Source organism: Polaromonas sp. Polasp52, assembly GCF_059491565.1.
The window spans coordinates 2,747,036-2,760,841 of sequence record NZ_CP168513.1; the positions used below are offsets into that span (position 1 = coordinate 2,747,036).

The 13,806-nt window shown below is 65.8% G+C and carries 13 protein-coding genes; 4 read left to right on the forward strand and 9 right to left on the reverse strand.

Features of this window, described 5'->3' with window-relative positions; all coding sequences use genetic code 11:
* Positions 1–1,686: an arginine--tRNA ligase gene (gene argS, locus ACEN9P_RS12840; protein WP_477662890.1), complete on the reverse strand. Its 1,686-nt coding sequence runs from the start codon at positions 1,684–1,686 to the stop codon at positions 1–3.
* 134 nt (positions 1,687–1,820) lie between these two features.
* On the opposite strand from argS, the gene ACEN9P_RS12845 reads away from it, so the two are divergent.
* Positions 1,821–2,111 carry a PsiF family protein gene (locus ACEN9P_RS12845; RefSeq protein ID WP_007872703.1) on the forward strand — a complete coding sequence of 97 codons (291 nt, stop codon included), beginning with the start codon at positions 1,821–1,823 and terminating at the stop codon, positions 2,109–2,111.
* A gap of 70 nt (positions 2,112–2,181) precedes the next feature.
* Here the strand turns inward: ACEN9P_RS12845 and ACEN9P_RS12850 are convergent, their stop codons facing one another.
* The gene (locus ACEN9P_RS12850; protein WP_495619464.1) at positions 2,182–3,105 is read right to left on the reverse strand and encodes an HTH-type transcriptional regulator ArgP; all 924 of its coding nucleotides are present in this window, start codon (positions 3,103–3,105) and stop codon (positions 2,182–2,184) included.
* A 120-nt stretch (positions 3,106–3,225) separates the two neighbouring features.
* Between ACEN9P_RS12850 and ACEN9P_RS12855 the strand changes: the two genes are divergently transcribed.
* Positions 3,226–3,858, forward strand: coding sequence for a LysE/ArgO family amino acid transporter (locus ACEN9P_RS12855; RefSeq protein ID WP_477662887.1), 633 nt, complete (start codon positions 3,226–3,228; stop codon positions 3,856–3,858).
* A 135-nt stretch (positions 3,859–3,993) separates the two neighbouring features.
* Positions 3,994–6,294: an O-linked N-acetylglucosamine transferase family protein gene (locus ACEN9P_RS12860; RefSeq protein ID WP_495619465.1), complete on the forward strand. Its 2,301-nt coding sequence runs from the start codon at positions 3,994–3,996 to the stop codon at positions 6,292–6,294.
* Positions 6,295–6,297: 3 nt separating this feature from the next.
* Here the strand turns inward: ACEN9P_RS12860 and ACEN9P_RS12865 are convergent, their stop codons facing one another.
* The 7 genes from ACEN9P_RS12865 to ACEN9P_RS12895 form a co-directional block, all read right to left on the reverse strand.
* Complete coding sequence (locus tag ACEN9P_RS12865) at positions 6,298–6,747, reverse strand: DUF2214 family protein (protein ID WP_495619466.1); 450 nt, start codon at positions 6,745–6,747, stop codon at positions 6,298–6,300.
* Between the two features lie 30 nt (positions 6,748–6,777).
* Positions 6,778–7,710 carry a LysR family transcriptional regulator gene (locus tag ACEN9P_RS12870; protein ID WP_477662886.1) on the reverse strand — a complete coding sequence of 311 codons (933 nt, stop codon included), beginning with the start codon at positions 7,708–7,710 and terminating at the stop codon, positions 6,778–6,780.
* 61 nt (positions 7,711–7,771) lie between these two features.
* Complete coding sequence (locus ACEN9P_RS12875) at positions 7,772–8,701, reverse strand: SMP-30/gluconolactonase/LRE family protein (RefSeq protein ID WP_477662885.1); 930 nt, start codon at positions 8,699–8,701, stop codon at positions 7,772–7,774.
* An 11-nt stretch (positions 8,702–8,712) separates the two neighbouring features.
* Complete coding sequence (locus tag ACEN9P_RS12880) at positions 8,713–9,684, reverse strand: Bug family tripartite tricarboxylate transporter substrate binding protein (RefSeq protein ID WP_495619467.1); 972 nt, start codon at positions 9,682–9,684, stop codon at positions 8,713–8,715.
* Positions 9,685–9,754: 70 nt separating this feature from the next.
* A complete protein-coding gene (locus ACEN9P_RS12885; RefSeq protein WP_495619468.1) occupies positions 9,755–10,735 on the reverse strand; it encodes a Bug family tripartite tricarboxylate transporter substrate binding protein in 981 nt (326 codons plus the stop codon).
* 41 nt (positions 10,736–10,776) lie between these two features.
* A complete protein-coding gene (locus ACEN9P_RS12890) occupies positions 10,777–11,997 on the reverse strand; it encodes a CaiB/BaiF CoA transferase family protein (RefSeq protein WP_495619469.1) in 1,221 nt (406 codons plus the stop codon).
* Positions 11,990–12,955, reverse strand: coding sequence for a hydroxymethylglutaryl-CoA lyase (locus tag ACEN9P_RS12895; protein ID WP_495619470.1), 966 nt, complete (start codon positions 12,953–12,955; stop codon positions 11,990–11,992). Before ACEN9P_RS12895 ends, ACEN9P_RS12890 begins: the two co-directional genes overlap by 8 nt.
* A 98-nt stretch (positions 12,956–13,053) precedes the next feature.
* Here ACEN9P_RS12895 and ACEN9P_RS12900 point away from each other — a divergent pair, with 98 nt between their 5' ends.
* A complete protein-coding gene (locus tag ACEN9P_RS12900; RefSeq protein ID WP_477662880.1) occupies positions 13,054–13,782 on the forward strand; it encodes an IclR family transcriptional regulator in 729 nt (242 codons plus the stop codon).
* Positions 13,783–13,806 lie beyond the last annotated feature (24 nt).

Below are 13,806 nucleotides of genomic sequence, written 5' to 3' on the forward strand. Positions count from 1 at the left end.
TTACATCTTGCGCGGGGCGCTCACGCCCAGCACCGCCAGGCCATTGTGCAACACCTGCGCGGTCGCCGCGACCAGTGCCAGCCGGGCGCGCTTGACGGCCTCGTCATCGACCAGGATGCGTTCGGCATCGTAGTAGCTGTGGTAGCAGGCGGCCAGCTCGCGCAGGTAAAACGCCACGTCGTGCGGCGCTAGGCCGGCGGCTGCGTTGGCCAGCATCTCGGGGTATTTGGCGAGCAGCAGCATCAGCGCCTGGGCCTGCGGGCTGTCCAGCGCCGAGAGGTCGGCGGACTTCAGGCTGGCTTCGTCGCCGCCCTGCTCGGCCCAGGTGGTGAGGATGGAGCAGATGCGCGCGTGCGCATACTGCACGTAGTACACCGGGTTTTCGTTGTTCTTGGCCAGCGCCAGGTCGATGTCGAAGATGTACTCGGTGTCGGGCTTGCGGCTGAGCAAAAAGAAACGCACGGCGTCGGCGCTGGTCCATTCGATCAGGTCGCGCAGCGTGACGTAGCTGCCGGCGCGCTTGGAGATCTTGACCTCCTCGCCGTTGCGCATGACGCGCACCATGGTGTGCAGCACGTAGTCGGGATAGCCCTGGGGAATGCCCTCGCCGGCGGCCTGCAGCCCGGCGCGCACGCGGGCGATGGTGCCGTGGTGGTCCATGCCCTGGATGTTGATCGCCTTGCCGAAGCCGCGCTCCCACTTGGCCAGGTGGTAGGCGACGTCGGGCACGAAGTAGGTGTAGCTGCCGTCGCTCTTTTTCATCACGCGGTCTTTGTCGTCGCCGTAATCGGTCGACTTCAGCCACAGCGCGCCGTCCTGTTCATAGGTCTTGCCGGCGTCTTTCAGTTTTGCCACCGTGGCGTCGACGCGGCCCGAGCTGTACAGGCTGGACTCAAGGTAATAGTTGTCGAACTTCACCGAGAAGGCCTTGAGGTCCAGGTCCTGCTCGTGGCGCAAGTAGGCCACGGCGAACTGGCGTATCGAGTCCATGTCCTCCACATCGCCGGAAGCGGTGAACTCGCGGTCGTCCGAGCTGACCGTCTTTTTCGCCAGGAAGTCGGCCGCGATGTCGGCGATGTAGTCGCCGTTGTAGGCCGATTCGGGCCAGCCGGCGTCGCCGGGCTTGAGGCCCTTGGCGCGCGCCTGCGTGCTGGCGGCCAGGGTCTGGATCTGCACGCCCGCGTCGTTGTAATAGAACTCGCGCCAGACCTGCGCGCCCTGGGTGGCGAAGAGGTTGCAGATCGCGTCGCCCAGCGCGGCCTGCCGGCCGTGGCCCACGTGCAGCGGTCCGGTGGGGTTGGCGGAAACGAACTCGACGATCATGCGCCGTCCGCTGCCTGCGGCCTGCGTGCCGTAGGCGGCGCCGGCCTGTAGCACCTCGCGCACGGTTTCCTGCTTGGCGGCGGGCTTGAGGCGGATGTTGATGAAGCCGGGGCCGGCGATCTCGATGGCGTCCACCCAGCGCTCGAAGGCCGGGGCCTTGAGCAAAACGGCGCGCAGGTTTTCGGCGAGCTGGCGCGGATTGAGCTTGAGCGGCTTGGCCAGCTGCATCGCGGCCGTGCAGGCAAAGTCGCCGTGGGCCGCCACCTTGGGGGATTCAAACGCGGCTTTGTCGCCCGCGCCGGGGGAAAGTTCTTCCAGGCCCGCGGCCAGGGCCGCGAGCAGGTCTTTTTTAATCGAGAGCATGGGCTGATTTTACGGTTAAGCCATGCGCCGCCCGGCGCGCGCGCATGCCCGGTCATCGAATTTGCCTGGCCCGGCGTTATGTGTTGGAATTCCAGCCGGAACTCAATCCCGATTCCCAACCCATTGGAGCCACCATGAAAAAGCTGTTATCCCTGACCGCCTTCGCTTTTGCCGCCACCATGATCCTGTCTCCCGTGGCGCATGCCCAGGACGCTCCCGCCAAGACCGCGCAGCAAACCAAGATGGGCGCCTGCAACAAGGATGCCGAGGGCAAGAAGGGCGACGAACGCAAAGCCTTCATGAAGGAATGCCTGAGCGCCAAGAAGGCCACGCAGCAAGAGAAGATGAAAAGCTGCAACGTCGACGCCAAGGGCAAAAAAGGCGATGAACGCAAGGCTTTCATGAAAGAGTGCCTGAGCAAGTAAAGCCGCTGCGTTTCTCACAAACCCTAAAAAGCCTGCTGGGGACAACCCGGCAGGCTTTTTTTTTCCCGCGTCAGTCCTGCAGTAACTGCTCTTTCGCCGCCTGCCTGACGGCCTGCGTGAGGCGCTGCGCCGCCAGCGGTTCGCGCGCCCAGTGCTGCCAGTAAAGCCGCACATCGACCGCGCAACCCGGCAACACCTCCTGCAGCGGCGGGCGGCGCGCGCGCGCGGCCAGCAGGATGTCGGGCACCATGCCCCAGCCCATGCCCAGTTCCAGCGCGAGCTCGAAGGCATCGACGGCGGGCACGAAATGGCGCGGGTAGAGCGCATCCTTGAGCTTGAAATGCTGGGCCAGGAAAGTGTCCTGCAGCGCGTCCTTGCGGTTGAAGATCACGGCCGGGCTGGCCAGCAGGCGATGGGCCAGACGGTTCGGCCCCGCCGCCTGGCCGCCCGTCGTGGGCTCGTTCCACTGCGCGAGCAGCGCCGGCGAGGCCATGCAGCGGTAACGCATCACGCCCAGCGGCTCGGCCACGCAGCCGCGCATGGCCTGGGCCAGCGTGGTCACGCAGCCTGTGACGTCGCCGCTCTTGAGCGCGTCGTGGGTGTGGTCCTGGTCGTCCACCACCACGTCCAGCAGCAGGCCGTGGCCCTGCAGCACCGGCGCCACGCCCGGCAAAAACCAGCTGCTCAGGGAGTCGGCATTCACCGCCACGCTCAGGCTTTGCAGGCGCCCGGCCTTGCCGCCGCCCTGCAGGCCCGCGAGCAGGTCGGACTCCATCAGCCGCAGCTGCCGCACATGGCCCAGCAAGGCCTGGCCAGCCGGCGTGGCGCGCACCTGCTTGCCCCGCACCAGCAGGCGCTGGCCCAGCTCGCCTTCCAGCGACTTGATGCGCAGCGAGACGGCGGCCAGCGTCAGGCTCAGGGCTTTGGCGGCCTCGCCAAAGCTGCCGTGCTCAATCACGGCGGCCAGGGCATCGAGTTGTCGGGCGTCGAGCATGGTGGGTATGAATCAAGTATTAATTAATCAATCTAAGTTTTAGTTAACTTTGTTTAAGCATTATGGGCTTTGCCCGACACTGCGTGCAAGCCGACTCTCCTGAACCTTTGAAGAAGCACCATGAACCCGCTTGCCGCCCCCGCCTTCCTGACCGGTATGGTCCTGAGCCTCTCGCTGATCATGGCCATAGGCCCGCAGAACGCCCATGTCATACGCATGGGCCTGCTGCGCCAGCACCTGTGGCTCACGGTCGCCCTCTGTGTGTTGACCGACGTGGCGCTGATCGCCCTCGGTGTGATGGGGCTGGCGCAGCTGGGTGGACTGTCCGACAAGCTGCTGGGCGCGATGACCGGTGCGGGCGCGCTGGTGCTGCTGGTCTATGGCGCCCAGGCGATGCGGCGCTTTTTGCAACCGGCACCGCAGGCGGCTGACGGTGCGCCGGCCGAAGCCGAGCTCATTTCGCGCCGCAAGGCGGTGGGCCTGGCGCTGGCGCTGTCCTGGCTCAATCCCCATGCCTGGCTGGACACGGCCGTGGTCATAGGCACGGCCTCGCTGGCCTATGCGCAGCCCGACAACGCGGTGTTCGGCCTGGGCGCCATCACCGGCTCGCTGCTGTGGTTCACCGGCCTGGGTGTGGCGCTGTGGTGCGTGGGCCGCAGGCTCAATTCACCGGCCGTCTGGCGCGCCATGGACTTGCTGGTGGCGCTGATGATGTGGGGTACGGCCTTCTGGCTGGTGCGAGGGTTGCTTTAAAAATTGGGTGCGGCGCCAGCGGTTCAAAATAGGGGTTCCACTGAAACAGGCGCCCAAGGTTTCGATTGCATGGGTGGCCGCCGTGCTGCATGGGGGCACGCTGCAGTAAGGGTCTTTGGTCGCAAAAGGAAGCGTATGGGGGTGTTCAACTGGTTGAGAAAAGGCATCTTCACCGCGGAGAAGCAAGCGAGCCCTGCTGGAGCGCCGGAAAGTGCGCGCGGCACATCGACGGCACCCGATCCAACATCCCAAGGCGATATTTTGAGGCGCCGCGGAAATGCCTTTCTTGCCGAAGGCAAGCTGGACCTGGCATCAGGCAGCTACCGTGAAGCCATTGCGGTCAACCCGCTGGACGCCGACGCCTGCCTCAATCTCGGGTTTGCCCTCGGGAAACAACAGCGTTACCAAGAGGCGGAACATGCGCTCCAGCGGAGCCTGGAGATCAATCCGGCACTGGCCGACGCCTTTTATCTTCTCGGCGTCATCGCCAAGAAGCAAGGCAGGGCAACGATCACTATAGAAAACTTCGTCCGGGCGCTCGACCTCAAACGGGACTTCGAGATTGTTTATGGCGATTTATGCCAGATGTTGCTGGAAAGCGGGCAAATCGAGCGCGCCAAGGAGATTGTGCTCAAAGGGATAGCCGCATGCCCGGAGGTGGCGGATTTTCACGCCCATCTTGGCCAGCTGTATGCGTACGAGAACGATTTGCCGCGGGCAATCCAGTATTTTCAGAACGCGCTGCAGCTCAGCCCGGATCATGCGCAGGTTCATGGCAGCCTGGGAAACCTGTTCCGCAGATCCAACAGGCTTGAGGATGCACTGGCAAGTTACGACAAGCTGGTCGGTCTACAGCCGGCCTCCGCGGAGGCTTTCAACGACCGCGGCATCGTGCTTGGGGCGCTGGGCCGGCATGAAGAGGCCTTGGCCTCCTTTGAGCGGGTATTGGCGCTGGAGCCGCGGCATGCCAATGCATGGGGGAACCTTGGTGAAATGTTGAGCTGCCTGCGCCGGCACGATGATGCCGCGCACGCCCTCGCGCGATTGATCGACATCGAGCCGGAGTATCCCTATGCCATTGGGAACCTGTTTGCCTCGAGGATGTATTCGTGCGATTGGTCGCGGCATGAGTTGGACCTGGAGCGCTTGAACAGCGCGGTCATGCAGGGGAAAAAGGCTGCCGAGCCATTCACCCTGCTGGCGGCGACAGAGTCAATGGCCGCGCTGTTGCAGTGCGCGCGGACAAATGTTGCTGATGCCTGTCCACTCTCGGACAAGCCCTTGTGGAGCGGCCAGCGCTACGCGCATGACAAGATCCGGGTGGCCTATCTTTCCGCGGATTTCCATGACCATGCAACCGCTTATTTGATGGCTGAACTGTTTGAGCGCCATGACCACGAGCGGTTTGAGATTGTCGCGCTATCGTTTGGCCCTGATTCCAAAGGAGCGATGCGCCAGCGCTTGCTGCGTTCGTTTGACCGCTTTATTGACGTTCGGGCAAAGAGCGACCGGGAGGCGGCCGGATTGCTCAGGGACATGGAGATCGACATCGCGATTGATTTGAAGGGTTTTACCACCGACAGCCGGCCCTCCATTCTGGCCCAGAGGCCTGCTCCGGTTCAGGTCAACTACTTGGGCTTTCCCGGAACCATGGGCGCGGAATATATCGACTACATCCTCGCGGACCGCTACGTTGTTCCCGAGGAACACCAGCGGTTTTATTCCGAAAAAATCGTATGGCTGCCGGATAGCTATCAAGCCAACGATACGCGGCGGCAGATTGCCAAAACAACGCCTACCCGGGCGGAATGCGGGCTGCCGGCGTCCGGTTTTGTTTTTTGTTGCTTCAATAACAATTACAAAATAACGCCCGCTGTCTTCGATGTCTGGATGCGCCTGCTGACCGAAGTCAGCGGCAGCGTATTGTGGTTGCTGGAGGATAACGCGGCGGTTTCGCGGAACCTGCGTTCCGAGGCACTGCGGCGCGGTGTTGCGGCGCAGCGATTGGTCTTTGCGCCGCGCTTGGACCTGGACAGGCACTTGGCGCGGCACCAGCTGGCGGACTTGTTTCTGGATACGCGCCCCTACAACGCGCATACCACCGCCAGCGATGCCTTATGGGCCGGTTTGCCCGTTCTGACCTGTATGGGACCGACGTTTCCCGGCCGGGTGGCCGCCAGTTTGTTGAGCGCGGTGGGCTTGCCTGAACTGATCACCGAAAGCCTGGCGGACTATGAAGCTTTGGCCCTGAAGCTGGCAAGATGCCCAGACCTGTTGTCAGATATTCGCGCCAGGTTGTCGCGAAACCGGTCTGAATACCCTCTGTTCAACGCAAAGTGCTTTTGCGCCCATATGGAGTCCGCCTATACGTTGATGTGGGAAAGACATCAGCGCGGAGACCCGCCGGCCAGTTTTGCGGTTCCCTCCGTGCTTTAGGCCCTAGCCAAAACCCCGGGCCAGGAACACCGCCACCAGCGGAATAAAAGGCAGGATGTGCGCCTGCACCATCACCAGCCGGCGCGCTTTCTTGACCTCCACCGCGTCGGGCAGGGCGCCATTGGCGCGCAGCGCGCGCCGCCAGCGCACAAACATCAGCGTCGGCTTGATGGAGATCAGTCCCATCACCAGGAACATGGCCAGCTTTAAATAAAGCAGGGGATTGTGCGCATACCAGGCCGCGCCTTTGCTGCCCAGGAACACGCGCGCCAGGCCGGTCGCCAGGACCAGGCCCGCGGAGATGCCGTAGACCATGTCTATCTTGCCCAGCCGTTCGACCACGGCGGCATTCAGCCATTCGACGCGGCACAGCGCCGCCTCGCTCGCGAGAAAAACCACCATGGTGAGAATCGCCAGCAGGTGGGCATAAGCCAGCAGGGCTTCGAGCGTCATCGCGGGGCCCTTCTTTTCTTTGTTGGGGTGTCAGGGCTTGGCGGCGGCGGAGGCCGACGGGGTGCGCCAGAACTCGGGCTGGCTGTAATGGTGTTTGAGGAAGTCTACCCACAGCCGCACCCGCAGCGGCAAATGTTTGCGCTGCGGGAACACGGCGTAAATGCCGTTGGGCGGCGCGGCAAAGTCTTCGAGCACCGCCGTCAGCCGCCCGGCGGCGATCTCCGATTCGACCTCCCAGGTGCTGCGCCAGGCAATGCCGCAGTCGGCCAGGCACCAGTCGTGCAGGACCTGGCCGTCGGAGCAGTCGAGCGGCCCGCCCGGCTTGAGGTGCACCAGCTCGCCGCCCACCTGGAAGGCCCAGCCCCGCGTCTGCGAGGCATCGCTGGACAGCGTGAGGCAGTCAAAGCGCGCCAGCTCGCTGGGGTGCTGCGGCGTGCCGTGGGTCTTGAGGTAGCGCGGCGTGGCCACGCACAGGCGCCGGTTGTCGGCCATGCGCACGCTGACCAGCGAGGAGTCGGGCAGGTCGCCCACGCGCACCGCGCAGTCAAAGCCCTCGCCCGCCAGGTCGACCACGCGGTCGCTGAGGTTCAGCGAAATCGTCACGTCGGCATGCTGCTCGCGAAAGCGGGTCACCAGCGGCGCGACGTGCCGGCGCCCGAAACCCGCCGGCGCCGTGATGCGCAAATGGCCGCTGGCCTTGACGCCGCCGGCCGACACGCTGGCCTCCGCATTGGCCAGGTCGGCCAGCAGGCGCTGGCAGTCTTCGAGGAAGGCACTGCCTTCATGCGTGAGCGCGATGCGCCGCGTGGTGCGCACCAGCAGCTTCACGCCCAGCCGCTCTTCCAGCGCGTCCAGCCGCCGGCCCATGATGGCCGGCGCCACGCCCTCGGATTTGGCGGCCGCCGTCAGGCTGCCGCGCGCCACCACCGAGACAAAGGATTCCAGCTGTTTGAGTTTGTCCATGCGCCTTCATTATGCGCATGAATGTCAGTAATCAACAGAGAATCTCCGCTTATTCCGCCGTTCACCCCGGAGTGTCGTGTGAATACAAAAGCTGGCCTGGCGCGGGCAGTTCCGCCGCCAGCACGCTGCCGGTCTGCGATTCCGTCATGAGCAGCTCGCGCGTGCCCGGCCGGAAAGCGACATTGGTGACCGTGGCGCCCACGGGGCTGCGCACAAAATGCGTGACTTCGCCGCGCGCATTGAGCACAAAAGCGCCGCCCAGGCTGGCATGCGCGACCACCAGCCGGCCCTCGGCGTCCAGCGCCATGCCGTCGGGGCCGCTGGCGCCGAAAAAAGTCTGGAAGGCGCCCATTTTTGAGAGGGAACCGTCGGGCAGCAGCGGCGCGCGCCACACCGCGTTGCCGCGCGTCACGGCGACAAACAGCAGCTTGCCGTCGGCACTCAGCGCGATGCCGTTGGGGCTGGGCGCGTTGCCCAGCAGCAGGTCAAGCTGGCCGTTTTCGCGCAGCCGGTAGACGCGGCCCGTGGGGTCGTGCAGGCCGGTCTGCCCCTGGTCGGTGAAATAGCACTGGCCCTGCGCGTCGAAAGTGAGGTCGTTCACCCCCTTGAAGGACTCGCTGTTGCGGTGGCCCAGAACCGTGTCCACGCGGCCCGTGGCCGGGTCCAGTTTCAGGATGCCGCGCCGGTAGTCCGCGATCCAGACGCTGCCGTCGCGGTGCACGGCCAGGCCGTTGGGCCAGCCCTCGTACTGCGCGATTTGCGTCCATTGCAGCTCGGGGCTCACGCGGAAGATGCGGCCGTAGGGAATGTCGGCCAGGTACAGGTTGCCGGCGCGGTCGAAGGCCGGGCCCTCGAGAAAGCTGTCCATGACATGGCCGGGCTTGTTGGCGTCCACCCAGGCCGTGGGCCGGGACTGGCGCAGGTTGTCCGGCAGGCGGGTCAGCACCCGGGCTTCAATGACTTGCGGCGGCGTGAAGGACAGGTTCCACATGCTGCGCGGCCTTATTCGGGCTTCACGCCGGCGAGTTTGGCCACCGTGCCCCAGATCAGGGTTTCCTGCTTGATGAAACCGGCAAAGTCGGCCGGCGCCATGCCGCCGGGCTGCGCGCCCTGCTGCGCCAGGCGTTCGCGCAGGGCCGGGTCGGCCAGCGCTTTCTTGACTTCCGCCTGCAGCTTGCCGACCAGCTCGGGCGGCGTGCCCCTGGGTGCCACCAGGCCGAACCAGTTGGTGACCGTGTAGCCGCGCAGGCCCGCTTCCCGGAAGGTGGGCACATCGGGCAGGCTGGACAGGCGCTTGTCGCCGGTGACGGCCAGCGCGCGCAGCTTGCCGCCCTTGACCTGCGGGATCGCCGTGGGGCTGGCGGTGACCAGCACGTCGACCTGCCCAGACACTACGGCCAGCATGGCCTCGCCGGCGCCTTTGTAGGGGATGTGCGTCATGAAGAACTTGCCTTCCTTCTTCAGCAGCTCGGCCGACAGGTGGGTGGAACTGCCGGGGCCGCCCGAGCCGAAATTGAGTTTGCCCGGGTTCTTCTGGGCGAAGGCCAGCAGCTCGGCCAGCGTCTTGTAGGGCGAGTTGACGCCCACCACCAGCACCACCGGCGTCAGCGCGATGGTGGTCACCGGCACCAGGCCGTTGGCATGGTCCCAGGGCAGCTTGTTGAACAGCGAAGGCAGCATCGCATAGGTGGTGTCGTTGGTCAGCAAGGTGTAGCCGTCGGGCGCGGCCTTGGCCACCAGGTCCGTGCCTATGGTGCCGCTGGCGCCGGCCTTGTTCTCGACATAAAAGGACTGTTTGGTCTGCTCGGTGAGTTTTTGCGCGATCTGCCGCGCCGCGTAGTCGGTGGTGCCGCCGGGCGCGTAGGGCACGATGATGCGCACCGGCTTTTCGGGCCAGGCGGTTTGCGCCCCCGCCGTGAGCTGGGCCAGGCCCAGGCCCGCGGCGATAAAAATGGTTTTCAGGTTTTTGTGCATGCGTGTCTCCGTTGATGTGGATGTCGTGCGGCGGTGCCCGCCCGGCCGGCGGGCCGCTCAAGAGGCCGGCTCAGTCCGGCTTGACGTGCGCAAGCTGGATCACCTTGCCCCATTTGTCCTGCTCCAGGCGCTGGAACGCGGCCAGTTTCTCCGGCGTGCCTCCGGCGGGTATGGCGCCCAGGTCCGTCAGGCGTTTGGCCACTGCCGGCTGTTTGAGCGCCGCATCCACCTCGGCGGACAGGCGCTTGACGATGTCGGGCGGCGTGCCGGCGGGTGCATAGAGCGCATACCAGGACGAGGCCTCGAAGTCCTTCATGTTCAGCGCCTCCGCGACCGTGGGCACATCGGGGTACTGCGGCAGGCGCTGCGCGGTGGTGACGCCCAGCATCCTGAGCTTGCCGCTTTTCACAAAGGGCGTGCTGGTCAGCAAAGTGTCAAACATCAGCTGCACCTGGCCGGCCACCACGTCGCCGATGGCGGGACCCGAGCCCTTGTAGGGAATGTGCGTCATGAAAGTGCCCGTGCGGTACTTGAAGTACTCGGGCACCAGGTGTGAGGAGCCGCCGTTGCCGGCCGACGCAAAATTGATCTTGCCGGGGTTGGCCTTAAGCCGCTCCACGAGTTCCGGCAAGGTCGCCACCGGCAGCACCCGCGGATTGGCCACCACCACGATAGGCACGGTCACCACCAGGGATACCGGCGCGAAATCCTTGTTGGCGTCGTAGGGGATCTTCTCGTGCAGCCTGGGGTTGATGGCCATGGTGCCTATGCTGGCCATCATCAGGGTGTAGCCGTCCGCCGGCGCTTTGGCCGCCTCGCCCACGCCAATGAAACCGTGGCCGCCCGCCTTGTTTTCCACAATCACCGGCGTCTTGAGCGACTCGCCGATAGCCTGCCCCAGGACGCGCGCCGTGATGTCGGTCGGCCCGCCCGCCGGGAAGGGCACGATGATGCGTATCGGCTTGGCGGGCCAGGCGGTTTGCGCCCCTGCCGTGAGCTGGGCCAGGCCCAGGCCCGCCGCCAGCAAAACCGCTTTCAGCTTGTTGTTCATGTCTGTCTCCGTGTGTGTTCTGTGGTTTTGTTCTGGAATGCTCAGCGCGTGATGCCGCCGGCCTGCAAGGCCGCGATGGCCTCGCCTGAGTAACCGAGCTCCTGCAGCAGCTCCCGCGTGTGCTCGCCCAGCCGCGGCGGGTTCATGCGCACGCCCGGCCGTTCCCCGCCCAGCGTGAGCGGCAGCAGCACGGTGGAGGTGGTTTGCCCCGCGCGCTCGCCGTCGGCCAGCGTGATGGGCGCCAGGCCGCCGGTGGCCTTGAGGTGCGGGTCCTCGAACAGGTCTTGAGGCCGGGTGATGGGCGCAAACGGCAGCGCGTGTTTTTCGAACACCGCGCCCAGCTCGGCGGCGCTGTGCCCGGCCAGCTGCGAGCGCAGCAGCGGCATCAGCCAGTCGCGCGCGCGCACGCGGTCGTTGTTGCTTTGCAGCCGCGGGTCGGCCCGCAGCTCCTGCAGGCCGAAGGCCTCGCAGAAAACCGCCCACTGCGTGTCGCTGACCACGGCGAGGAAAATCTGCTCGCCGTCCTTGACCGTGAACACGTCGTACACCGCCCAGGCCGAGATCCGGCTGGGCATGGGCGCGGCGGGCTGGCCGGTGACGGCGAACTGCATCATGTGCTGGGCCACCAGGAACACGTTGTTCTCGAACAGCGCGGCCTGCACTTCCTGGCCTTTGCCGCTTTTTTCGCGCGCGGCCAGCGCCGCCATCGCGCCTATCGCGCCGAACATGCCGCCCATGATGTCGTTGACGCTGCTGCCGGCGCGCAGCGGATCGCCGGCGCGGCCCGTCATATAGGCCAGGCCGCCCATCATCTGCACCACTTCATCGAGCGCCGTGCGGTGGTCGTAGGGGCCGGGCAGGAAACCCTTGTGGCTCACGTAGATCAGCCGCTCGTTGAGCTTGCTGAGCGAGGCATAGTCCAGGCCCAGCTTCTTCATGGTGCCGGGCTTGAAGTTTTCGCTGACCACGTCGGCCGTCGCGACCAGCTTGAGCACCAGTTCGCGACCTTCGGGCGTCTGCAGGTCCACGGCAAGGCTTTTTTTGTTGCGGTTGAACATGGGGAAAAAGCCCGCGCCCGAGCCGATCAGCTTGCGCGTGTTGTCCCCGGCAATCGGCTCGACCTTGATGACCTCGGCCCCCAGGTCGGCCAGCAGCATGCCGCAGGTCGGCCCCATGACCATGTGGGTGAATTCGACGACGCGCAGGCCCGCGTAGGGCAGTTCCCTGGCGGGCCCGTTCGGTGGCGCGCTGGTATCAGACATGGACGGCTCCTTGCACAAAGCCCTTGGGCAAACCCGCCTCGGGTGTCATGCCGTAAATCGCCTCGCCCGGCAGCCCGGCCCGCAGCGGTTCCCGGGCGGCCATCAGCCTGGCGAGGTCCACGCCGGTGGCAACACCCATGGCCTCGAACATGAAGACCAGGTCCTCGGTGACCACATTGCCCGAGGCACCCGGCGCATAAGGGCAACCGCCCAGGCCGCCCAGGGACGAGTCAAAGGTGCGCACGCCTTCCTCGTAGGCGGCCAGGCAGTTGGCCAGGCCCAGGCCGCGCGTGTTGTGCATATGGGCCGCGCCGGCGTGTTCGCCGATTTCCGCGCGCAGCCGGCGGAACAGGCGCCTGACCTGCGCCGGGTTGGCGTAACCCGTGGTGTCCGACAGGCCCGATTCGTCGGCGCCCGCGGCAATGCACTGCGCGGCCAGGCGTATCACCTCGTCCTCGGCGACCTCGCCCTGCAGCGTGCAGCCGAAGGCGGTGGAAATACCGGCCTCGACTTTGACGTGCGGCGCGGTGTCGCGCCGCAGCGCCGCGATGGCGCGCACCTCTTCGACCATCTCCTCGCGGCTCTTGCGCACATTCGCCAGCGAATGCGCGGCGCTGGCCGACACCGGCAGGGTAAGCTTGTGCACGCCGGCCGCCAGGGCCGCGTGCGCGCCGCGCAGGTTGGGCACCAGCGCCATGACGGTCAGGCCGGGCAAAGTCAGGGCATGCCGCACCACCTCGGCCGCGTCGGCCATCTGCGGCAGCAGCCTGGCCGGCACAAACGATGCGACCTCGATCTCGCGCAGGCCGGCTTCGTAGAGGGCGCTGATCCAGCGCAGCTTGTGCGCCGTCGGCATCACGGCCTTGACCGACTGCAGGCCGTCGCGCGGGCCGACTTCGCTGATCAGCACCTCGGGGGGCGGCCGGGATGCCCGGGAGGCGCTTGCATTCGTGGTCATAGTTCTGTAGGATGGAATATAGTTCTCTCTAATGAAATATTCCACGCTAAACGCCGGCTTGTCAAGCCGCGCGCCGCGCCAAGCCTTGAAAGCCGCGTATGCCCCGCAAAGCCCAGATCGAATCCCTTGCCGACAGCCACGCTGCGCCTGGCGGCGCCGCGGCGGTGGACCGCGCCCTGACCCTGCTGTCGGCCTTCCGGGCGGGCGACACCTCGCTGAGCCTGGCGGAACTCGCGAGCCGCACGCAGCTGTACAAAAGCACGACGCTGCGCCTGCTGGCCTCGCTGGAGCACGCGCGCCTGGTGCAGCGCCTGGACGACGGCAACTACGGGCTGGGCAACGAGGTGGCGCGCCTCAACGCGGTGTATGCCGCCTCGTTTTCGCTGGACCGCGTGGTGCTGCCGGTGCTGCGCGAGCTGGTCGCGGCCACCGGCGAGAGCGCGGCCTACCATGTGCGCCAGGGCGAGGCCCGCCTGTGCCTTTACCGGGTGGACTCGCCGCAGCCGATCCGCGACCACATCCGGGCCGGCGACTTGCTGCCCGCCGACCGCGGCACGGGCGCCCGCATCCTGATCGCCTTCGACACCGACAGGGCAAAAGCCGCCGGACGAAAAGACCACCCGCTTTACGCCAGGATTCGCGAACAGGGTTACTACACGGCGGTTGGCGACCGGCTGGCCGAGGTGGCCGGGATTTCAGCGCCGGTGTTCAGGGCCGACGGCGTACTGGCGGGCGCGGTGACGCTGACCATGCCGGCCAACCGTTACAGCGAAGCCCATGTCAAGCCGGTGCTTGAGGCCGCCCGCCGCCTGACGGGCCAGCTTTAAGCGGGTTAAGGGGGCTTAGGGCTG